This window comes from Helicobacter turcicus (genome assembly GCF_019711685.1).
GTDB lineage: Bacteria > Campylobacterota > Campylobacteria > Campylobacterales > Helicobacteraceae > Helicobacter_D > Helicobacter_D turcicus.
Map to the genome: position 1 here is coordinate 112,685 of NZ_JAIGYQ010000001.1, position 22,434 is coordinate 135,118.

General features: G+C 34.5%; 23 protein-coding genes. 8 read left to right on the forward strand and 15 right to left on the reverse strand.

Annotated elements, in window-relative coordinates:
* Positions 1-11: 11 nt before the first annotated feature.
* Both K4G57_RS00470 and argF read right to left on the reverse strand, forming a co-directional pair.
* Positions 12-419 (reverse strand): DUF2603 domain-containing protein, encoded by a 408-nt coding sequence (locus K4G57_RS00470; RefSeq protein WP_221531221.1) that lies wholly within the window; start codon positions 417-419, stop codon positions 12-14.
* A complete protein-coding gene (gene argF / locus K4G57_RS00475; RefSeq protein ID WP_221531222.1) occupies positions 398-1,318 on the reverse strand; it encodes an ornithine carbamoyltransferase in 921 nt (306 codons plus the stop codon). The genes K4G57_RS00470 and argF overlap by 22 nt, the downstream gene beginning before the upstream one ends.
* 80 nt (positions 1,319-1,398) lie before the next feature.
* Between argF and hypA the strand changes: the two genes are divergently transcribed.
* Positions 1,399-1,743, forward strand: a complete 345-nt coding sequence (hypA, locus tag K4G57_RS00480; RefSeq protein ID WP_221531223.1) for a hydrogenase/urease nickel incorporation protein HypA — start codon at positions 1,399-1,401, stop codon at positions 1,741-1,743.
* A gap of 315 nt (positions 1,744-2,058) precedes the next feature.
* Here the strand turns inward: hypA and K4G57_RS00485 are convergent, their stop codons facing one another.
* From K4G57_RS00485 to glmU, 7 genes are all read right to left on the reverse strand, one after another.
* Positions 2,059-2,553, reverse strand: coding sequence for a chemotaxis protein CheW (locus K4G57_RS00485; protein WP_221531224.1), 495 nt, complete (start codon positions 2,551-2,553; stop codon positions 2,059-2,061).
* Positions 2,553-4,958, reverse strand: coding sequence for a hybrid sensor histidine kinase/response regulator (locus K4G57_RS00490; RefSeq protein WP_221531225.1), 2,406 nt, complete (start codon positions 4,956-4,958; stop codon positions 2,553-2,555). The genes K4G57_RS00485 and K4G57_RS00490 overlap by 1 nt, the downstream gene beginning before the upstream one ends.
* A gap of 27 nt (positions 4,959-4,985) precedes the next feature.
* Positions 4,986-5,945 carry a chemotaxis protein gene (locus K4G57_RS00495; RefSeq protein ID WP_346727921.1) on the reverse strand — a complete coding sequence of 320 codons (960 nt, stop codon included), beginning with the start codon at positions 5,943-5,945 and terminating at the stop codon, positions 4,986-4,988.
* A 1-nt stretch (position 5,946) separates the two neighbouring features.
* The gene (locus tag K4G57_RS00500) at positions 5,947-6,696 is read right to left on the reverse strand and encodes a UDP-2,3-diacylglucosamine diphosphatase (RefSeq protein ID WP_221531430.1); all 750 of its coding nucleotides are present in this window, start codon (positions 6,694-6,696) and stop codon (positions 5,947-5,949) included.
* The gene (gene argC, locus K4G57_RS00505; RefSeq protein WP_221531226.1) at positions 6,686-7,696 is read right to left on the reverse strand and encodes an N-acetyl-gamma-glutamyl-phosphate reductase; all 1,011 of its coding nucleotides are present in this window, start codon (positions 7,694-7,696) and stop codon (positions 6,686-6,688) included. The genes K4G57_RS00500 and argC overlap by 11 nt, the downstream gene beginning before the upstream one ends.
* Positions 7,697-7,762: 66 nt before the next feature.
* Positions 7,763-7,960, reverse strand: coding sequence for a sulfur carrier protein ThiS (gene thiS, locus K4G57_RS00510; RefSeq protein ID WP_221531227.1), 198 nt, complete (start codon positions 7,958-7,960; stop codon positions 7,763-7,765).
* Between the two features lie 35 nt (positions 7,961-7,995).
* A complete protein-coding gene (gene glmU, locus K4G57_RS00515; protein WP_221531228.1) occupies positions 7,996-9,303 on the reverse strand; it encodes a bifunctional UDP-N-acetylglucosamine diphosphorylase/glucosamine-1-phosphate N-acetyltransferase GlmU in 1,308 nt (435 codons plus the stop codon).
* A gap of 102 nt (positions 9,304-9,405) precedes the next feature.
* Here glmU and K4G57_RS00520 point away from each other — a divergent pair, with 102 nt between their 5' ends.
* From K4G57_RS00520 to trmA, 4 genes are read left to right on the forward strand one after another with little or no spacing between them, the layout of a single operon-like run.
* Positions 9,406-10,170 (forward strand): motility protein A, encoded by a 765-nt coding sequence (locus K4G57_RS00520; RefSeq protein ID WP_221531229.1) that lies wholly within the window; start codon positions 9,406-9,408, stop codon positions 10,168-10,170.
* Positions 10,171-10,173: 3 nt separating this feature from the next.
* Positions 10,174-11,061 (forward strand): flagellar motor protein MotB, encoded by an 888-nt coding sequence (locus K4G57_RS00525; protein ID WP_221531230.1) that lies wholly within the window; start codon positions 10,174-10,176, stop codon positions 11,059-11,061.
* 17 nt (positions 11,062-11,078) lie between these two features.
* Positions 11,079-11,807: a flagellar type III secretion system pore protein FliP gene (gene fliP, locus K4G57_RS00530; RefSeq protein WP_429913076.1), complete on the forward strand. Its 729-nt coding sequence runs from the start codon at positions 11,079-11,081 to the stop codon at positions 11,805-11,807.
* Between the two features lie 56 nt (positions 11,808-11,863).
* Complete coding sequence (trmA, locus tag K4G57_RS00535) at positions 11,864-12,916, forward strand: tRNA (uridine(54)-C5)-methyltransferase TrmA (protein ID WP_236033126.1); 1,053 nt, start codon at positions 11,864-11,866, stop codon at positions 12,914-12,916.
* Between the two features lie 335 nt (positions 12,917-13,251).
* Here trmA and nhaA read toward each other — a convergent pair whose 3' ends face one another.
* Positions 13,252-14,577 (reverse strand): sodium/proton antiporter NhaA, encoded by a 1,326-nt coding sequence (gene nhaA / locus K4G57_RS00540; RefSeq protein ID WP_221531233.1) that lies wholly within the window; start codon positions 14,575-14,577, stop codon positions 13,252-13,254.
* Positions 14,578-14,585: 8 nt separating this feature from the next.
* Positions 14,586-17,390 carry a RecB-like helicase gene (locus K4G57_RS00545; RefSeq protein ID WP_221531234.1) on the reverse strand — a complete coding sequence of 935 codons (2,805 nt, stop codon included), beginning with the start codon at positions 17,388-17,390 and terminating at the stop codon, positions 14,586-14,588.
* Between the two features lie 119 nt (positions 17,391-17,509).
* Here K4G57_RS00545 and K4G57_RS00550 point away from each other — a divergent pair, with 119 nt between their 5' ends.
* On the forward strand, positions 17,510-18,370 hold the full coding sequence (locus K4G57_RS00550) for a DnaJ C-terminal domain-containing protein (protein ID WP_221531235.1): 861 nt from the start codon (positions 17,510-17,512) through the stop codon (positions 18,368-18,370).
* Positions 18,371-18,379: 9 nt separating this feature from the next.
* A complete protein-coding gene (locus K4G57_RS00555; RefSeq protein ID WP_236033127.1) occupies positions 18,380-18,748 on the forward strand; it encodes a heat shock protein transcriptional repressor HspR in 369 nt (122 codons plus the stop codon).
* A gap of 222 nt (positions 18,749-18,970) precedes the next feature.
* On the opposite strand, the gene K4G57_RS00560 is transcribed toward K4G57_RS00555, so the two are convergent.
* Both K4G57_RS00560 and K4G57_RS00565 read right to left on the reverse strand, forming a co-directional pair.
* The gene (locus K4G57_RS00560) at positions 18,971-19,684 is read right to left on the reverse strand and encodes a response regulator transcription factor (RefSeq protein ID WP_236033128.1); all 714 of its coding nucleotides are present in this window, start codon (positions 19,682-19,684) and stop codon (positions 18,971-18,973) included.
* Positions 19,685-19,764: 80 nt separating this feature from the next.
* Positions 19,765-20,076: a DUF2325 domain-containing protein gene (locus K4G57_RS00565; RefSeq protein ID WP_221531237.1), complete on the reverse strand. Its 312-nt coding sequence runs from the start codon at positions 20,074-20,076 to the stop codon at positions 19,765-19,767.
* Between the two features lie 159 nt (positions 20,077-20,235).
* Between K4G57_RS00565 and fur the strand changes: the two genes are divergently transcribed.
* The gene (gene fur / locus K4G57_RS00570; protein ID WP_221531238.1) at positions 20,236-20,697 is read left to right on the forward strand and encodes a ferric iron uptake transcriptional regulator; all 462 of its coding nucleotides are present in this window, start codon (positions 20,236-20,238) and stop codon (positions 20,695-20,697) included.
* Between the two features lie 47 nt (positions 20,698-20,744).
* Here fur and K4G57_RS00575 read toward each other — a convergent pair whose 3' ends face one another.
* Both K4G57_RS00575 and mqnE read right to left on the reverse strand, forming a co-directional pair.
* A complete protein-coding gene (locus tag K4G57_RS00575; protein WP_221531239.1) occupies positions 20,745-21,200 on the reverse strand; it encodes a phosphoribosyltransferase in 456 nt (151 codons plus the stop codon).
* Positions 21,201-21,210: 10 nt separating this feature from the next.
* Positions 21,211-22,263 carry an aminofutalosine synthase MqnE gene (gene mqnE, locus K4G57_RS00580; RefSeq protein WP_221531240.1) on the reverse strand — a complete coding sequence of 351 codons (1,053 nt, stop codon included), beginning with the start codon at positions 22,261-22,263 and terminating at the stop codon, positions 21,211-21,213.
* Positions 22,264-22,434: the final 171 nt, after the last annotated feature.

The following is a 22,434-nucleotide window of genomic DNA, read 5'->3' on the forward strand; positions in this document are numbered from 1 at the left end:
ACATAAGAATCCTAAAGTTTGCTTGGAGTATCAAATTGGTCTAAAAAACTAAGGAATAGATAAGGATAACGCTTTTTTAAATGTTTTACAACAGCTTTTGGTTCTTTTTTGCAATCTTTGATTTCTTTTATGGCGATACACCATACATCATCAAAATCCACAGGCATACTTTTGTAAATTTCTTGCTCAAGCTTAAATAAGTACTTGTCGCTTTCAAGGTCTTTTAACTCACACATGATAGCTTGCATTGTTTTTTTGGGGATGAGATAAAATTCTTGCGCATCACTATCTAATAATGTGTAGATTCCATTTTTTTTAAGCGCAGAATCGTAATTTAAGGATTCCATATTTTTGTGTTTTAACGTTTCCTTAATGGTTTTGTAATGTTTTTGTGCTTCTAGCGGTTTTGGTGTAGCCAAACCATTACTCCTTTTTGTGCATGTAGGCGGTTTTCTGCCTCTTGAAAAATTTTGCTCTGTGTAGATTCTAAAACCTCTTCGCTCACCTCTTGCCCGCGGTATGCTGGTAAGCAGTGTAAAAAAATTGCGTCCTCTTTTGCAAAGCGCATTAGAGTGCTATCTACACAATAATCCTTAAATGCTTTTTTTCTTGCTTCTTTTTCGTCTTCTTGTCCCATAGATGCCCAAGTGTCTGTTGTTACAACATCAGTATGCATAACCGCTATTTTTGGGTCTTTAGTTATTATGATTTTAGCACCAGAAATTTTAGCAAATTCTTGTGCTTTTTGGAGAATTTTAGGAGAAACTGCATAATCTTTTGGAGAAGCAATGCGCAACTCAAAGCCTAACTTTGAGGCAAGCATTAGCCATGAATGCGCCATATTATTTCCATCGCCAATGTAAGCAACCACCGGATTTTTATCTTTTCCGCATTCTTGCATTGTGAGATAATCTGCAAGCAATTGCATTGGGTGAAAATCATCGCTTAACCCGTTAATTACGGGAACACTAGAGTAGTGTGCAAATTCTTCTAGGCGGTCATGTCCGTGCGTACGCATCATAATCAAATCCACCATTGATGAGAGCACTCTAGCAGTGTCTTTGATGGGTTCTCCTCGTCCAAGTTGTGTATCGTTATTAGAGAGAAATATTCCTTGCCCCCCTAGTTGGTAGATTCCAGTTTCAAAACTTACGCGTGTTCTTGTAGAGTTCTTTTCAAATATCATTCCAAGTGTTTGGTTAGCAAGCGCAGTGCTGTATTTTTTGGATTTAACTTCATTTTTTAGTATTTTGGCGATGTTTAGAATCTCCAAAATCTCATCTTTGCTAAAGTCAGCTAAAGTTAAAAAATGTCGCATTGATAGACCTTGTGAATAGGATTAGAATTTTATCAAAACAAAAGTTGTATAATACAATATTTTTTTAAAAAAGGGTTAAAATGCACGAATTTTCTATTGTTTCTTCACTTTTGGAGTCTTGTGAGGAGATTGCTAAAGGAAACGATGCAGATAGGATTTTGGTGGTGTATGTAGAGATTGGGGAGCGGAGCGGAGTGAATCCTGAATTGTTGCAAAGTGCTTTTGATACGTTTAAGATAGGGAGCAAATGCGAGAGAGCAGAGCTTAACATTGCTTTTAAGAAAGTAGAACTAACATGTCGGAGCTGTGAGGCTGTAAATGAAATAAACGGGGTTAACTACACAAAATGTCCAAAATGCCAAAGTGAAAATGTGTTTATTTCTAGAGGGAATGAGATGTTGCTATTGCGGTTGGAGATGGAGTAGAGGGGATTTTTGGTTTTTAAATGATTGATTTTGTATTTTTTGGTTTTGGAGTTATTGGAATCTGAATTCAGTTTTTGAGCATTTGTAGTAGCAGAAACTTTTTAAATTTTATCATTTTTCTAGAATCATAATTTAAGTAAATTACACTATCTAAAGTAAAAAAACAGATCCTTTGCTTTTGTGATATAAAAATTCGAACTCTCTAATTTTAGATTCCAGTTTAAAGTTCAAAGGCTAGAATTTTGACTTTTTGAATCAACACTTGCCTAAGAACTTAAGAATCAAGTGAGTATAAAGGCATTACTTGAATAAGTATTAAAATGTGCGTTTTAGTAACTCTTCTGGGCGCAAGATTGTGATAAGCCTATCATCTCTTTTCCCTACCCCATAAATAAGATTTTCATCTTGATGTGTAATTGTTTCAGGTGTTGGATCAATATCGGATTCTTTAATTCTGACTGCCTCTGTTAAGCGGTCAATAATAAATCCTGCACGTTCTTCTTGATTTCTAATTACAATGTAGCGCGTATCTTCCGTTGGTTTTTCATAGGGTAGTCCAAACTTTAAGCGCAAGTTAATTAGTGGCACAACCCAACCTCTCATATTAAACACACCTAAGACATAATTAGGCACTCCTGGAACTCTTGTGTATTCCAAAGGTTTAATAATTTCTTGGATACTAAGGATTGGCACAGCAAATTCTTCGGTTCCTACCACAAAGGCAACAAGTTGGATGATATTTTCGGTTTCTGCAACAGGTTTTTTTTGCTCTTGTTGTTTTTGTAAAACATCTTTTAGTTGATTACTCATTATTCTGTTACCTCCATAGTTAAGTTAATATTGCGCTTGACAACATTCATTAAATATTCTGGTGAATATGGTTTTGTGATATATTCTGTCATTCCAGATTCTACACCGCGCATTCTATCTGTTTTACTTGTTCTACTTGTTACAGCAATAAGTGGCAAATTTTTGAATTTTGCATATTTTCTAATTTCACCAGCAAGTGTATAGCCATCCATTTTTGGCATTTCAATATCAATTAAGATCGCATCAAAATTGCTATCACCATTTTTGACAATATCAAGTGCTTCTACACCATTTGTAGCTTCAACAATGGATATCCCAAGAGGTTTGAGTGATTTTTTCATAATGCTACGATCTGTCATAGAATCATCTACAATTAGAACCTTATAGTCGCTTGGAGAATTTTTCTCTCTCTTAGTCTCGCTTTCTTGTTTTAACTTGCTAATGCCTACTTTCACATTTTTTGCCATTTGCATCATTGCAGCAATATCTACAATTAAAGTTACTCTACCATCACCTCGGATTGTTGCTCCAGCAATCCCTTCTGTTCCTTTTAGATAAGAACCAAGTGACTTGATAACAACTTCCTCTTGACCAATTAGAAAATCAACGATGACACCAATTTTGTTTTCTGCGAGTCCAATAACAACGACATAAGCTTGTTCGGAGTTGTCAAATACAGAATCTACACCAAAAATATCTGCTAGACGAACAAGGGGTAAGACTTCATTTCTTAAGCGCAATACACTTTTATTTTCAACTGTGTAAATTTCATCTTGAGAGATTCTAACTGTTTCAATAACTGATGCAAGCGGAATTGCATAGAACTCTTCTTGCACACCAACAAGAAGTGATTGGATAATCGCAAGCGTTAATGGGATTTTTAGTTTAAATGTTGTTCCTTCTCCTAGCTCACTATCTACATCAATAATTCCGTTGAGTTTTTCAATGTTTGTTTTAACAACATCCATACCAACGCCACGACCGCTAACATTTGTAACAACTTTTGCAGTTGAGAATCCAGCCCTAAATACTAGAGAATAGGCTTCCTTATCTGTCATAGAATCTGCTTCTCTCTCACTGATGATGCCTTTTTCTACAGCTTTTGTTTTCAGAACTTCAGGATCCATACCATGCCCATCGTCTTTGATTTCTACAACGATATGATTCCCCTCATTATAGGCTTTTAGATTGACTGTTCCTTGCTCACTCTTCCCAGCTGCAATTCTTTCCTCTTTTGATTCAATACCGTGGTCGCAAGCATTTCTGATTAAATGCACGAGCGGATCGCCAATCTCTTCAACGATTGATTTGTCAAGTTCTGTTTCTTCACCGGTGATAACTAAATCAATATTTTTGCCAAGTTCTCTTGAAAGATCACGTACCATTCTTGGGAATTTGTTAAATACTCTTCCAATAGGCAACATTCTTGTTTTCATAACTGCAAGTTGAATATCTGTTGTTACCATAGAAACAGAAGCCACAACTTGGTTTAACTCTTCTAGAAATTTTTCTCCTTCATAGCGCTCTTCTACATCATTATAAATTTTAATTAAGCGATTCTTTCCTAAAACTAACTCACCAATAAGATTCATTAGGCTATCAAGTCTTTTGACATCTACACGGATCGTTTGCTCAACAGCTGTTGCTGGGGCTTTACTATCATCACCATTAGCACGCGGAGTAGCTTTTGGCGCCACACTTTCTTTTTTGGGTGTTGGTTTAGGTGTAGTAGGTGCTGCGGGAGTAGCTGTTTTTGATGTGTTTGGAGCTGCATCAGCAGAAACTTCACTTGGTGCTTGAATATCATTAAGCTCACCCTTGGCACGTTTTTCTTGACGCTTTTGTTTGTCCTCTTCTTGTCGCTTATTCAGTAGACGTTCAATTTCTTTTTCAACTTCTTCTGGAGACATATTTGCATAATCTAGCTCTGGCTCTTCTTCTGCTACCGGTGCTGGAACTTCTACAGAAACATTTTCTGCTGGAGCTGGAGTTGTAGTACTTGGAGCTTCACCTTTTGAGATTGCATCTAAGCGTTGAATTGTGTTATCAATATCACCTTCTAAGCCTGTATTGCCATCTGTTCCTGTATCCCTAATTGCATTTAACAATTTTTTCATATAATCAATGGATTCCAAAACAACATCCATAATATCTGGAGTGATAGTTAGTTCGCCATGTCTTGCTTTGTTTAAAACATCTTCCATATGATGTGTCAAGCGTGTTAGCACAGAAAAATTTAGAAATGAACCTGAACCTTTAATTGTGTGTGCAACTCTAAAGATTCTATTTAGCAGGTCCAAATCATCTGGGTTATTTTCTAACTCAACCAAATCTTGGTCTAGCTGTTCAATCATTTCAAACGCTTCAATTAGAAAATCTTCTAGTATTTCTTGCATTTCATCCATAATATGCCCTTTCTTTAAGATTATTGATTAGTTTTCATTGTTGTATTTGTTGATAATTCTTGAAACTTCATCATGGAATTTGTTTCCATCAAACTTCACAAGATAAGATTCCGCTCCAGCTTCACGTCCGCGGTCTTCGCTAAATTTATCACTAATTGAAGAGCTAAAGATGATCGGAATCTTAGAAAATCTTGGATCTTCTTTTGCTTTTGCAGCAAAATGGAACCCATCCATTTGCGGCATTTCAATATCTGAAATAATAATTTTCAAAATTCTTCCAAGATTATCACCATAAGCCTCATAGAGTTTTTCAAGCTTCTGCAATCCAGCTTCTCCGTCACTTGCTTCAGTTACATCAAGTCCCATTTTCTCTAAAAATTCTTTTATAATTTTTCTTGCAATAGAGCTATCATCTAATACAAGCGCAAGTCCGCTAAATTTATTATAACTCCTCTCAGAACTAATTTCTGGTTGGTAAAATCCCAACTCCTGCACAATACTTTCTAAATCTAAAATTAATAAAACTTGGTCACCTTCAATTCTGGTTACTCCGGTGATTTTATTATTCTTATCCATTGTTGCGTCAGCAGAAGAACTAAAATGTGCAGGTTCAATGTCTTTCCAGCTAATACGACGGATACGTTTTGCCTCATGAACAATAAAGCCTATCATAATATTATTAAACTCTGCTATAATCACGCGCGGTTTAATTTTTTTATTCTTTGGAATCTCTACATGCATCCATTTTGCAAGGTTAATAACAGGAATAACAACCCCGCGCAAATCAAAAATTCCCTCTATATAGTCTGGAACACCCGGTAATTCTGTAAGTTCAGGAAGACGAATGATTTCATTAACCTTAGCAACATTGATACCATAGATCCCTTCATACTGCTTACCTTTTTCAAGCTTATGGATTCTAAAATCCACCAACTCCATTTCATTGGTTCCCACTTTTAGGGTATCACCTTTTTCAAAGCTTGACACTTTAAGACTCCTTTAGGATTAAACAATTATTAGCGCATTCTACAATAAAATATTTTTTTTTACAAGCAAAAAAGGGTAATCCAACATAATTAATTTCTTGATATACTATGCAGCCACCTTGATGAAAATGCCCTTCAATAATATAAGAATCGCTTGAAATAGGTAGTTTTTGAAGATATTTTTCAATACGTAATTGCGCAAATTGCATGAAATTTTTCTTAAAATGTGGATTAAATTTCTTTTTTTTGATGTTTTTGTTTTGTAAAAAATGTGTGATTTTGGGATATAAAATACTTGAAAAAAGGTTCAAAAAAGTGATGAGAAATTTATTTCGGATAATTTTTGAAAAGATTTTGTAATGCCAACTTAAAAATATATCTCCATGAGCAAGATAAGCACTTTTATTGTTAAAACTACATAAAACCGGTTGCGCATCTAGCGGAAAATAGTGAATGTGTTTAAAATACGGAATCGTTTTAAGTAAAAAGTCGTGATTACCTTCTAGATAATATATTGTGTGTTTTAGTGAGAGTTGTTCTAGAAGTTTTAAAGTGTGTTGATTGTCTCTAATTGACTTTAGGGCAGGTCCAACAAGAAAGTCAAAAATATCCCCCATCAAGAAAATTTGACATTTTTTAGATTCCAAAAGCTCGGTAAAAATGGAATCTAAAGTATTTTGATAAAGGCTGTTATGGTGAGAATCGGCGATAAAAATTGCACCTTCTTCTATAATAATAGGTTTATGGTGCATACGCAATTTGTGGTAATCCTAAACATTCGTCCAAGCCAAACATTAAATTTGCATTAGCTAGGGCTTGAGAACTTGCACCGCGCAGTAAATTGTCAATACTAGAAGTGATAAATAAATCCTTTTCGTCCGCTTTAGCATAAATATCACAAAAATGTGTCCCAACGACATTTTTAATCTGCACACAATTCTCACGCACCCTAATAAATGGCTCACTTTTGTAACGCTTAAGCAGAATATCGATGGGATCAATTTGTTCCTTCAAGCGTGCATAAACAGAGATTAACATACCGCGTGTTAAAGGGATTAAATGTGGAACAAAGAGTGTTTTTTGTTGGATTTTGCCAATTTTCTTGAGCTGTTCATTGATTTCTGGAGAATGGCGGTGACTAATAGGAGAATAAGCAAAAAGATTCTCATTGATTGTTACAAAATGTGAAGTTTGAACAAGCTTTTTACCCGCGCCACTTACGCCACTTTTTGCATCAATATATACGCTGTGTGCATTATCAAGATACTCCACAAAAGGAAGAAGTGCAAGCAGGGTTGCCGTAGGATAGCAACCCGGATTTGCGACAAGATTTGTTTTAGAGATATTTGCACGATTATATTCTGGAAGCCCATAAACAGCTTTTTGGAGATTCTCTTTGTCGCTGTGTGAGCAGTAGTATTGCTCATATTTTTCTAAACTCAAACGATAATCTGCGGAGAGATCTACGACTTTAATATTTTTATCTAGTAAAACTTTCGCATATTCCATAGCCTTTTGGTGAGGAAGTGCTAAGAATACCAGCTCACATTCTTTTGCGATTTTTTCTATATTTACTTCTTGGATAGGAAGCTTTACAACATTCTTTAGGCTAGGGTGTAGACTTGCGATGTCTTGATGGTTTTCGCTTGCATACACACCAACTAGTGTAAATGTGCTATGTGTGAGCAGAAGTTTTACTAGCTCTAAGCCTGTATAGCCACTCACACCAATGATTGAAGTTTTGATATTCATAATTCTTTCTTAAATTGCTCTTATTTAAAATCTAAAAATTCTGTTTTTGGCGCTTTAAAACGTATTTCAACCGCCACCCATAAAGGTTAAACACTCAATTGTGTCATTATTCTTTATTTTATAAGAATCCCATTTTTCTTGTTTGATGATTGCCGTATTTACAGCTACTGCCACACTCTTGCGTTCAATAGAATATTCCAATAAAAGCTCTAAAATATTTTTAGATTCTGTATCTATGATATTCCCATTGAGTTTGACCTGCATTATTTGCTCCTTGCTTACAATGTGAAACCACAATTTTATGTTTTTTTGCTGAAAAATTTATAAAAAAATCCTTCTTTGATAGTCTCTTTACCATAAGTGATAAATAATTCTCCTTTTTTTAGATTCCGCCTTATCGTGCTTCCAGCACCAATTAAACAATCATCTTCTATGATAATGGGAGCAACAGCTTGTGAATCACTACCAATAAACACATTTTTGCCAATTTTTGTCTTATGTTTTCCCTTGCCATCGTAATTACAAGTAATAAACCCAGCACCAATGTTTGTTCCACTATTAATTTCACTATCACCAATATAGCTTAAATGCCCAGCTTTCACACCAACAAGATTGGATTTTTTTATTTCTACGAAATTCCCAATATGTGTGTTTTCTAGTACGCTTTGTGGGCGTAAATGTGCTAAAGGACCTACATCGCTATTTTTAACAATACTAGATTCTATCACGCTATGTGCTTTAATATGTGATGTTGTAATCTTAGAATCCCCGCAAATGCTAACGCCATTTTCAACAATACATTCACCAATAAATTCTACACCTTCTTCAATATATATGGTTTTTGGAAGTCGCATAATCACTCCTTTTTTTAGCCAGAAATCCTTAATACGTTGGCTTAAAATTTCTTCAGTATTAGCTAAATCTAATTTATCATTCACGCCTTTAAAATTTTCAAGCTTAACAAATAATGGAGCAATTTTTGCATTATCTTCACGCGCAAGAGAGATAATGTCGGTTAGATAATATTCTTTTTGAGCATTGTCATTGCTAAGTTTTGGGATATAGGAATCCAAAATCTTCGTTTTAAAACAATAGATTCCAGCATTTAGCGTACTAAGAGCTAGCGTTTTAGAGTCTGCGTCTTTTTCCTCAATGATCTCCTTAACCTCGCCACCATTTATGACAACACGACCATATCCACTGACATTTGGTAGGTCTAGCACACTCATTACAATGTCTGCATTAATATGCAAAAATTGCTCTAGCTCACTGGCTTGAATTAAAGGCATGTCGCCATTTAACACAAGAACTTTTTTGTATTTTGGACAATAAGATTTTAGCGCACCACCAGTGCCTGGAAAATTTTGTAAATCTTGGAATAAAAAGCGGATTCTATCACCAAAATATTCCTGCATTTTAGATTGGATTTTTTCACCCTCAAAGCCTAAGACTATACACACATCATCACTTAAACGCAAGGATTCTTTAATGCTGTAATAAAGCATTTCTTTGCCGCAGATTGTATGGAGCACCTTTGGAGTGCTAGATTTCATTCTTGTTCCCTTTCCAGCAGCTAGAATTACAATTGATAAAGCGTTATTTTTCATTATAAATCCATTATAAAGTTAATTTAATCTGATTTTAACACAACAAAGTTTATAATTATGGCATTTTTTAAAAATTTCTTGAAGTAAGTTTTGGAGAAAAGCATGGATTTAGGAAGCGTTGTAGGGATATCGCTGTCTCTTATTTTGCTTGGAACTGCGATGATGCTAGGGGTTGGGATTGGTCCTTATTTGGATATTCCTTCCATTTTGATTACCGTTGGGGGTTCTATTACAAGTTTGTTGATTGGTTATAAGATGGAGAGTATGAAAAAAGCATTCACTTTTTTTATGATTGCTTTTAAGCCACAAACTTTTGATGTCCCAGGTCTCATTAAAAAACTTGTGGATTATTCCACACAAGCAAGACGTGATGGGATTTTATCACTAGAACAACAATCTAACCAAGAAGAAAATGAGTTTTTAAAACGCGGGTTAAATATGGCAATTGATGGTGCTGAACCTGATAGTATTCGTGATTTGCTAGAAACTGATATGGACAGAACACTTGACCGACACAAGTCAAATGCTGGTATTTTTGATACTTGGGCGGCATATGCTGGGGCATATGGGATGCTTGGGACACTTATTGGTTTGGTTGCAATGCTTTTAAATATGTCCGATCCTGCTTCTATTGGTCCTGCTATGGCTGTTGCTCTTTTAACTACTTTTTATGGTTCTTTTATTGGAAATATTGTAGGCTCACCTATTGCAAATATTTTGATGATTCGTGCAAATGATGAAGCACTTGTAAAACTTCTCATTATTGAAGGGATTATGTCCATTCAAGCAGGGGATAATCCGCGTGCGCTAGAGGCGAAATTGCTAACTTTCTTGCCACCAAATCAACGCGTTAGTCAATTTGAGTAAAAAATGGCAAAGCGCTGTCCTCCTTGTGATTGCCCTAATGTTCTTCCGCTTTGGCTGGGAACTTATGGGGATATGGTTACGTTAATTCTTACTTTTTTTATTCTGCTTTTGTCAATGGTTACTTTTGATGCAAAAAAACTCACAGAAGCGGAATCCAGTCTAAAAGGTTCGCTTTCGCTGCTTAGTGGTGGAATTAAAATTGAGCCAGATAATACAAGAATCCAACAACAAGCAGATATGACGACAGAGCCAGAAAGTGCTGAAGAAGTGCGCTTGATTGAGAGTACAATCTTAGATTTTAAAGAGAATGTTAAAACTTCTTTGGGACCTTCTAATATTGTAGATGATGGGAGTGAGGGTTTTATTTTGCGCTTTAGTGGGAAGTTGCTTTTTGATGAGGGTGAGATTACGCTTAATGATGCCGATGAAGTGCTATTCCTTAAGCGTCTTGCATTGATCTTACAAAAAATGCCTCCTACATTGCATTTAGATGTGATCGGCTACACAGATGATAGAGCCATTACACCTACACTAAAGTATAAAGATGATATTGGCTTAAGCGCACTCAGAGCGCTTGGAGTGGAGCGCGTATTATTAGAAAATAATGTTGATCCCAAAAAAATGACTGCACTTGGTAATGGAGCAACAAATTTTGTTCTCCCTAATACCACAGAAGAAAACCGACAAAAGAATCGCCGTGTGGAGTTTAGATTCTATCCAAATGATAGACATTTACAAAAAAACCAAAGCATTTTGGAACAAATTATTGAGAAAAAACAACTAGAAAATAACACAACAGAAAGTGGGGCAGAAGCAGAAATAATTGGCATAGAATCCAAAATACAATCCGTAGAACCTTCAGCGCAAATTATTTTAGCAAGGAATCCTTAGTGATACGCCTAGTTTTAGTGCTGTGCTTTAGTGCCATCACACTTTTTGGAGCTCCTCAGCCACAAGCACCGACAATTCCAACCGTGGATCTAACACTTAGTGCGCCAACAGAACCCGAAGATTTAGTTACCACACTAAATATTGTCGTTATTCTAACACTGCTTGTTTTAGCGCCATCACTCATTTTAATGGCAACAAGCTTTGCTAGAATCTTAATTGTTTTTTCTTTTTTACGCACCGCAATGGGAACACAACAATCACCACCTACGCAACTTCTAGTTTCTTTTGCACTGATTTTAACAATGTTTATCATGGAACCTGTGGCAAAAGAGGGTTATGAGATAGGTGTAAAACCTTATATTGCAAAAGAGATTTCGTATGATGAAGCATTTTTGCGCACTTCTCAACCTTTTAAGGATTTTATGATCCGTAACACGCGCCCTAAAGATTTGGCTCTATTTTATAGGATTCGTAATCTTGAAAATCCCCAAACCGCACAAGATGTCCCTTTAACCATTGCTTTACCAGCATTTATTATTAGCGAAATGAAAACGGCATTTCAAATTGGATTTCTATTGTATCTGCCATTTTTAGTAATTGATATGGTGATTAGCTCTATTTTGATGGCAATGGGAATGATGATGTTGCCACCAACAATGATTTCCCTACCATTTAAGATCCTAATTTTTATTTTAGTAGATGGTTTTAATCTTTTGACAATGAATTTAGTACAGAGTTTTCGGTAGCAATGGCGCTAGTTTGTGAATTTTTAGATAGATGTGGAGGCTGCGTTGACATCACATTGGAATCTAAAATCAATTTAGCTTCAAATCTACTAGACATTAGAGACTTTCAAGTTTTTAAAAGCATGGAATCCAACTTTAGAGCACGTGCAGAACTTGGAATCTACCACAATGGAGATAAAATCTCTTACACAATGCACGGAGTTAAGGAACGTTTTGTAAAAATTAAAAATTGTCAAAATCTCTTACCAAATATTCAAAAAACACTGCCTGTTCTTTTGAATATTCTAAATTCTTTGGAATTTAATACATTTAAGATGCGTTTATTTAGTCTAGAGATTCTTGCAAATCAAAATAATGCCTTGCTTTTAACTCTTATTTATCACAGAAAGTTAGAAGAATCTTGGCTTTTGGACGCAAGAAAATTGCAAACATCCCTAAAAGAGATTTTGGGGTTTCATTTTGAAATCATTGGTAGGTCTCGTGGTGTGAAACTAGTTGTGGAGGATGATTATTTAGTGGAGTCTTTAGAAGTTTCAGGAAAGAAATTCTACTACCGCTATGATGAGGGTGCTTTTACGCAACCTAATGTCGCAATTAATCAAAAGATGATTACTTGGGTGTTAGAGCACTTAAAACATGGTGGGGATTTGCTAGAAATGTATTGTGGTTGTGGGAATTTTACGATTCCACTATCTTTTAACTTTGATAAAATTCTAGCCACTGAGATTTCTAAGATTTCAATAAATGCCTTGAGGTTTGCTTGTGAAAAAAATCAAATCAAAAACATTCATTTTGCGAGATTAAGTGGAGCAGAGTGCATAGAAGCCTTAAATAAAACAAGGAAGTTTAATCGTCTAAAAGGCATTGATTTAAACACATTTAATTTTGGTAGTGTTTTTGTGGATCCTCCACGCTCTGGGCTTGGAGTAGAAGCGTGTGAGTTCCTAAAGCACTTTAAACAAATTATTTATATCTCTTGTAACCCACAAACGCTTGCGCAAGATTTAGAAATCCTAAAACAAACACATTGTATTAAACACATAGCATTCTTTGACCAGTTTCCCCATACAAAACATTTAGAATCTGGAGTAATTTTGGAGAAAATCTGAAATCTTTTGGTGAGTATACTAAAGTTAGCTTGATAATTTAAAGTATTTTTTTGGGTTTAGGATTCCTTGTGGCAAGAGAATTAAAATAAGAATATTAAGAGCAAGTTTAAAAATACTTTATTAGCAAACTTAATAATTTTTATTGCAGAATTTATTAGGAAATAGGAGAAAAATGTACTTTTAAGGTGAAATTACTTTAAATTTTATTGTTGCAAATTTATGTATTACAGACAGTGTTTAAAAGAAAACTGATTGTTCCTTGTTATTCTTGATATTTTAAAAGAATGATTTTTAGGTATCTCACCCTTATTAACTAAGAGCTTTTAGCTCTTAGTTTAATGGTGCGTAACTTTATCACGGACAAGAAAAAATATACTTCCTAAGATTCCAGCAGTTAAAGAGGCAATCAGGATAGAGATTTTAGCAACATCAGTTGCAATAAGTGCATGTTCTCCTGAAAAAGCAAGATTTGTTACAAACATTGACATTGTAAAACCAATTCCACCTAATGCACCTGCTCCAAAGATTTCTACCCAAGTTACACCATTTGGACGTGCTGCGATTCCTAATTTTTCGGCTAAAAAAGTGAATAAAAAGATTCCAATTGGCTTTCCAACAACTAATCCTAAAAAGATTCCAAGAAACACATAATCTACACTAAAATCAATATTAGAACCAATGGTAACCCCAGCATTCGCAAAAGCAAAAATTGGCATAATCACAAAGCTACTATAAGGGGCAAGTGTGTGTTCTAGGCGCAAAAGTGGATTTTGCACAGCATTTTTGTGATTGCCAATTTCGCTTAATGCATGGATTTGTTCGTTTTGCAAAAGGATTCCATATTTTTCCTTTTCAGCTTCTTTGAAATTGTCGACGATTTTTGTGATTTTTTCCATAAAGCTCATTGTGTCAATTTTTGGTGCAACTGGAATCGTAAATGCAAGCACAACAGCTGCAATTGTTGCATGCACACCACAACTATGCACAGCAATCCATAAAAATACACCCAAAATCATATAAGGTGTGAGTGCTTTGATACCTAGGCGATTTAGAATAAGTAGTAGCACTACAATTCCAGCAGACACACCAAGCCAAGCAAAAGAGATTCCGCTAGAGTAGAATAGGGCAATTACGATGATTGCGCCTAAGTCATCTGCGACTGCAAGGGAAACTAAAAAGACTTTCACAGAAACTGAAACACGTTTGCCAAGAGTGGCTAAAACCCCGAGCGCAAAGGCAATATCTGTTGCCATTGGAATCCCAAATCCATGCTCTGAAGGTGTTCCCCCATTTAGTGTAAAATAAATAACTCCCGGACCTACCATTCCCCCAAGTGCTGCAATAATAGGCAATGCTGCACGCTTAAACCCTGCAAGTTCACCAAAAAGCACTTCGCGCTTAATCTCTAAACCCACTACCAAAAAGAAAAACGCCATTAAGACATCATTAATCCAATGCTCTAAGCTCATTCCAATAAAACTACCATTAACGCTAAAGCCAAATTTCGTCTTCCAAAGTGCAGCATACGCCTCACTTAATGGGGAGTTTGCGACAATCATCGCTAAAACTGCACAACAAAGTAGTAAGATACCAGCGAAAGATTCGCTTTGCGTGATCTTGCTAAGTGTAACCAAAAAGCCACTTTTATTTTCCGCTTTCATACTTCTCCTTATGTAACTTCAATTAGTTTTCCTTCTTGCTCTTCTCTGGTGTAAAAAACATAACCATAGGTTTCTTTCTTTAGCATTTGACGCACAGATTCCATATATTCGCGCACTTGTATTGCGTGGGATGCATCAGGCACACCACTTTTATAATCTACAATCCAAGCGGAATCTTCCCCCACAATTAAAAGATCTAAGCGTTTTTGTTTGCCATTTGACAAAAAAGGAATTTCACATTTTACCTTTCCTTTAGCTACAATTTCAATAAAATTTTGATTTTTTAAGACTAAATTACTACGCAAAACAATTTTTTCCAATTCTTTAAAATCTAAATAAAATCCAACTTTATTATTTAAAATTTCTAAGAGTAGAGTATCATTTAATCTAAGCTTTAATTTCTGCTCCATTGCAAAATGTAGGGCGATTCCATAATAAATGCCTTTTAGATTTTGTCCTGCTAAGTTTTGTGTAGAATCAGAAGTTTGAATGTCTTTTTGACGCCCTTGATTTTCTAGGCTAAATTTTTCTTTTATGATATTGTTAAATTCTAGATTCTGTGTGGTGGTATTAAAATCTTGAGGAGTTATTTTAGGAGATATGCTTGATGTTTCTAGGATTCCGCAAGTGGAATCTTCTAAATTCAAATCCGCAAATGCACCCTTTTGGTTGAGTTTTAAAATGTGCATTGTAGTTTTTGCACGCGTTAAGGCAACATAGAGTTGATGCTTTAAATCCTTTGTCTCTTCTGCTTTTTCTTTATTTAAGGCATTTTTATATACAGAATCTAAACTTTTGCGCACAGGGTTACTTGTTTGAAAAATGCGCTCAATATCCACACCATTTTCTTTAAATTCAAAAAATACCTTATAATTTTGTGTATTACTACGATTTGCCTTATCTACAATTAGAACATTTTCAAACTCTAGCCCTTTAGATTTATGAATAGTCATAATGCGAATTCCAGAAAAATCACTAGATACTATATCTAAAGACTGCTTTTGGATATTTTCTAAAAGGTCTGTAATACTAGAGTATTCCAATGTAGATTCTAGGAATTTTTTCGCACTTAAACTCGCAATATTGTAACGTTCCATTATTTTTAAAATCAATTGTGCTGGAGTTTTTGAGCTTTGAAGGCTTTGCAAGAAGACCTCAAATGTAGAATCACATTCCAAACCCAAAAGCATAAAAAACGCATTTTTATAAAGTATATTTTGCGTGATAATATATTTTAGAAGCTCTAAAATCGCGCGTACTTCGTTATGATTTATAAGCTTTGCGCTTGTATCAATAACAACTTTATAGTTTTGTTCTTGTAAAAGTTGTGCTAGTTCCACGACAGCCTTGTTGTCAAATACTAAAATGGCAATGGCGTCGTCTTTAATTTTTAATGCTTTAAGCTCTTGTAAAGATTCTAATACACCATTATAAAGCGTGTCTTTTTCATAGCTTTTTACACTTACAAATCCTATGTTTTTAGACATTGGAGTTTGGGGAATAAAATCCTCTATTATGCCTTGAAATGTGCGATTGACAAATTTAACAACATTAATAGCACTGCGATAATTAAATTCTAAATTTGAGTGCTCCATTCCAGCACTTGCAATTTTGAAAAGTTTTGGATTTCCACCACGGAAGCGGTAAATGGATTGTTTTACATCTCCCACATAAAAGAAACTACGTGTAAAATTTTTTTGCCCAACTCCCGCCTTTATTTCATCAATAAGTGGTTTTAAGATAGCATATTGCAAAATGCTTGTGTCTTGAAACTCATCAATTAAAATATGGCTAAGTGTGCTATCGAGTCTAAAATATAAGAAATCTTTGCTAATTAAATCCTCTCTTAAGAGCGTATAAACCTTAGAAGCCACAGCATTAAAGCTAAGACAATTATTTTCCCTATAATAGTGTTCTTTAGCCTCCAAAAAATGCTGAAATATTGTATAAAGCACTCTTAAGTATTGTGATTCTTTTTTTTGCAAGGCACTAGCTACGCATTCTTTTAGCCTCTCAAAATCCTCTTGTTTAAAAGGCACTTTAGAAAAACCTTTATATTCTTGTAAAGTTGTTTTTGTGAGCCAAGTTTTACCCTTATCTAGCAAGCCTTTAAAATCATTAAATTTTAGACTCTCTGCTTCTTTTTGAGAAAAATCAAAATAAGTGCTTTGTATTTTTTGAGCATATTCTAACGCTTTTGTTTCAAAATCAATTTGAGATTCCATAATATTTTTAACAAAAAGCTCACGTTTTAAACTCTCTTTAAAAGCATCTAAAAACACACAAAGATCCAATATAGAATCTAAACCTTGACGTTCACTAAAGCAAAGATTTATAGTATTTTGAAATGCGGAATCCTCTAAACGTTTTAAAAAAATCTCACAAATGGAATCCAAATTTTCACTCTGAAGCTCAAAATCGTATTCTACACCCACATACCAGCAAAAATTCTTTAAAATCTTTTGAAAAAACGCATCAATGGTGGTAATTTTTAAATCTTGACGTAAAAATTCGTGGTATGTGTGGTGGATTTTATCTGCTATAGCTACCCAATCCTGCTCTTGCATGTTATCATTTATAGGAATAAGCTCAAGTTTTTTTATATATTCTTTATTAAATTTATTATAGTAAAGTTCTTCAAGATTATATGTAATGCGCTCTTCCATCTCCTTTGCAGCTTTTTTGGTAAAGGTTAAAGTTAAGATATTTGAAGGTTTTGCGCCCAGCAATAAAAGGTATAAATAGCGCTTTGTGAGTTGATAAGTTTTCCCACTCCCAGCACTTGCGCTTAACGATAATAACGGATATTGCATAACTATCTCCAAAAAATCGGAATTATAACATTTTAAAAAAGTAAAATAAAGTTGATTGACATAAACTAAAGAATTATAATATAATATACTAAAAGTTATACATTTTTCAAGGAAAATAAATGTCAAAAAGTCTATATGAAACATTGGAAGTCTCGCAAAATGCAAGTGCAGATGAGATTAAAAAGTCTTATCGTCGCCTTGCACGCAAATATCATCCCGACATTAACAAAGAGTCTGGAGCAGAAGAAAAATTTAAAGAAATTAATGCTGCCTATGAAATTTTAAGTGATGAAAATAAACGTAAGCAATACGATCAATTTGGCGATTCTATGTTTGGAGGACAGAATTTTCATGATTTTACACGCTCTCATGGTGGTGTAAATTTAGATGATATTCTTAGTCAGATTTTTGGAGGAGGTTTTTCTCAAAATGGTTTTGATAGCTCTAGTTTTGGAGATTTTAGTGGATTTAGGAGTGCAAGAAGTCCAAATCTTGATATAAATGCACAAATTACGATTCCATTTACAACTGCACTTTTAGGCGGTTTGCATAATGTCAATATTCAAAGTAACAGCTATGATATTAAAATTCCAGCTGGGGTGAGAAGTGGAGAAACTATTCGTCTAAAGGGTAAGGGAAATAATGTCGGAGGGCAGAGTGGGGATTTGCTATTAAAAGTTAGTGTTGCTCCCCATCCGCAATATATACAAGAAGGAGATAATCTTACAATGCGTTTTGATGTGCCACTGAAGATTGCGTTATTTGGGGGAAAAGTGGAAATTGAAACATTGCGCAAAACTATTACACTAAAAGTGCCAAAAAACACCAAAAATACCCAACGATTCCGAGTTAAAGAGCTTGGAGGTTATAATCGCAAAAGTAAAACTTATGGCGACTTGTATTTAGAGGCAAATGTCGTGCTTCCTGATAGTGATGCGCTACCTGAGGCACTAAAAGAAGCTTTGGAGAAATATTTATAAGGAGAAGTGATGTATAGTTATGATGAGCCCGTTTATTTGATTAGTGTGGTAGCAAAAATTTTGTCCATTCATCCACAGACCTTGCGTCAATACGAACGTGAAGGGCTTGTGGAGCCGGGAAGAACAGATGGTAAAATGCGTTTGTATTCTCAAAGAGATATTGATAAGATAAAAACAATTCTACGTTTAACTAGAGATTTAGGTGTGAATCTTGCAGGTGTGGATATTATTATGCGACTTAAAGATAAGCTAGATGAGCAAGATAGAGAGATTGAAGAGTTGCGCCTAAATTTAGAAAAACTAAAAGTTAATCAACCTAGTAAATCGGTAGTTAAAAAGCAAAGCTCTTATGAAGTGATTATTTTTGAAAAATATTAGGGAGCAGAGGGATTGTAAAAATTCAAACATTGCTTACTTATAATTTGAGTATTTATTTAAATATCTGTTTTGCGCAGAGTTAGGGTATGCAGAATGGACACTTGAATCTTTTTTAAAGAAAATCTTATAGGGTTTTGAAATCTTTAAATTGTAAGAAAACTAAAACAAAAAGTTTTTTACTTTTACAAAATCTCCAAAAGCATAGAATCCGTTTTTACAACTTTATTGTTTGTTTTCCTCATCTAAAATAGGCTGAAGCTTGTAACCAAGCCGTGATTGGTTGCGGATTAGTTCATAATAAGTTTTGCGCCTAACGCCATTAATGTGCATTCGTAAAGAATCCATTGTCATCTGTTGCCCATTCCATACTTTTTGGTGAAATTCCTCGTAGGTGACAGGATAGCCATTATTCTCTAGCAATAAATCTAAGATTCTGCATTCTCTATCGGTTAATTCAAATACTGCAAATCCTTTTAGGATAGATTTATCACGACGACGGTAAGCAACACCTTGTCCGAGATTTATAACTTGTCCTTTGTTTAAATTCTTATTAATATTTAATAAAAGCACAAAAAGCTCCTCTAAATCCACTGCTTTTTTAATAAGGGATGTAGCATTAAGTTTAACCATTTCTGCAATTTTTTCTTTATCGCTATAAGCTGTCATAAAGATTACGGGAATATTTGGATTGATTTTTCGCATACTTTTTACCATTGCGATTCCATCTAGCCTTCCATCAAGTTTTACATCTGTAATTACAATATCAACCACTTCGTTTTTAAAATATTTTAACGCAAACTCACCTTTTTTTGCAGTAATGACTTTTTTACAATGGCGTTCAAGCGGAATCCTAAGTAAATCCAACGCAACACAATCGTCCTCAACAATTAGTAAAGTCAATGCACTTAGTGGTTCTAATAATTCTAATGCTATCATATTTCCCTATGTGTGCTTTTGATTAAAAGTTTAAGTTGATTATTGTATGCTATAAACATTAAAAACTAATTAAGTTTAGCTTAATTGCAAGGGCAAGTTTTGGTGCAATTTACACCAAAGGTTTTCATAAACTCGCAATATAAACAACTTACGCTACGCTTGGTGCAAATAACTGGAACCTCTTTTTTCTTTGCAGCATTGCGGAATTTACGCATTGTGTTATGATTTAAAAAATTAGTAAGCATTACCAAACACTCAATATTTTGAGGTAAATCTTTGTGGTTAATACTTTCTTTTCTGCCATCCCAATGTGTGATTTTCTTACATCCTAAATTTTTAAGCACTGCTTTAATAGGGGTAATTTCATCTCCACCAATTACCAAAACAGACATTTTCTCTCCTTGTAAAGTTAGTTTAAGTAAATAAAAAATGATAATTGATATTAACTTAAAGTAAAATAAAAACGATTCTTATTTTATCTTTGATTTATTACTTACTTTTTGCTACAATAATTATTTCCAAGCGTAGAGCCGCATAGCAAAGGATTTTAAATGAAAAAATATAAAGAATCTCTCAAAACGATTTTAGATAGGTTGCATTTGTCAATCAAAAAAAATAGTTTAAAAAGCTCCAAACAAAGAGAGTTAATTTTAAAAGTAATTTATGAGGATGGCGGACATCTAAGTCCTGAAGATATATTTACTATCATTAGAAAAACTTGCAAAAACACAAGCATTTCTTCTATTTATAGGATTCTGTCATTTCTAGAAAAAGAAGGTTTTGTAAGCTCCATTGAAGTAGATAAGAGTGGAAAGCGCTATGAAATCGCAAGCGGTTTGCACCATGATCATATTATTTGCTTGGAGTGTGGTAGGATTGAGGAATTTTGCAATGATGAGATTGAGAAGTTACAAGTTGATGTGGCAAAATCCTATAAAAGTAAGCTTGTGGGGCATGATATGATGCTATATGTGGTTTGCGAGGAATGCTTAAAAAAAGAGGGGCAAAACTAGAATTCACATTTTTTGCCACAATTACAATTTTTTAAAAGCTCACCGACTCACTGCCTTTCACGCATAGATTTAACAATATCTACTTCCCAGAAAAATTCCACCCAATCTTTGGCTTCACGCACGATAAAATCAGGCTTAAAGTTTGCTGTTGGTTTGTGAAAAATACATGCAGTCTTGAAATCTATATGCGAATAAATCGTCTTTAAAATTGTATACACTTTCTCCATACTTGTGCCACTATCAACAATTTCATCTACAATTAAAATGCGCTGATTACCATTAAGCTCTGGGATATTTGAGATTTGGATTCTTTGTTGGACTTTATTAAAAAAAGATGAAGCATTAATGGTATAAACACGCCTAAGATCTAAAGCAATGCCCAAAAAATGAGCCATTGTTAGCCCACCGCGTGAAATTGCTACAATCGCATCGGGATTAAAATCAATCTGACTCACAAGCTCCTTTATATCCTCTCTAAACATTTCGTAGCCATAATACTGCATTTTTTCTCCTTTAATAGATTTGGATAATATTATAAAGACTATCACGTTCTGCTGGGATAAATCCCGCATCTTTGATCTCTGCAATCAGCGTATCTTTTGTTACGCCATAGGCACTCTTACTGCCACTTGCACTTTGTATAGCTTCCCTTTGAATTGTGCCATCAATATCATCTGCTCCAAATTCTTGCGCAACAAGAGCTAAATTCAACCCTAAAGTAGCCCAATAAGCTTTAATGTGTGGGATATTTGGAAGCAAAATCCTAGCAATTGCGATAGTCTTTAAAATTTCTTGTCCGCTAGGAAATTCTGTAACCCTCAAAAAATTGTTTTCTTTTTGATAGACTAGAGGGATAAACGCATTAAATCCTCCACTTCTTTCTTGTTGGTGATATAGACGTAATAAATGATCGATGCGATGTTCTCGTGATTCTATATGTCCAAAAAGCATTGTAGCATTGGATTTTTTGCCTAAATTATGCCAGATTCCGTGGATTTCTAACCAAGTTTTAGAATCTACTTTGCCTTTACAAATATAATTACGCACTTTTTCGTCAAAAATCTCTGCCCCGCCTCCTGGCATTGAATCCACACCATTTTGCGCCATAAGCTCTAGAACTTCTTTGTGGCTTTTGCTTGAAATTACACTTAAATAATTAACTTCTGCAGCAGTTAGTGCTTTAATATGTATCTGTGGAAACTCTACCTTTAGCGTCCTAAATAGATCTAAATACCATTCTAAGTTTAGCTTAGGATTATGCGCACCAACAATATGAAGTTCTAGTGCGCCAATACTTATAGATTCTCTTGCAAGCTCTAGCACTTGTGCTTTGTCCATTGTGTAAGCATTTGGATTCTTTCTATGTGCGGAAAATCCGCAAAACTTACAAATATCAGCACATTCATTTGTAGGATTAATGTGGCGATTAGAATTAAAGAATACTTTTTTCCCAAAATATTTCTGCCGTATAGAATCTGACATTTTGCCTAGTGTAAAGAGGTCTAAAGAGTAGAGTTCTAGTGCATTTTTTGGGTCTAAAAAATCCGCATGTTTATAATCTTGCATTCATAACCTTAAAAATTAGAAATATTTAAATTCTAAAAACCTGAAATTATACAGAAAATGCTTTAATTTACATTATTGTTTTTAAAAATCCATTCTTGATTTTATACTTTTTTTATGAATTTTTAACAATAATTCCTATACTGGCTTAATAACCAAATTATAATTAAGGAA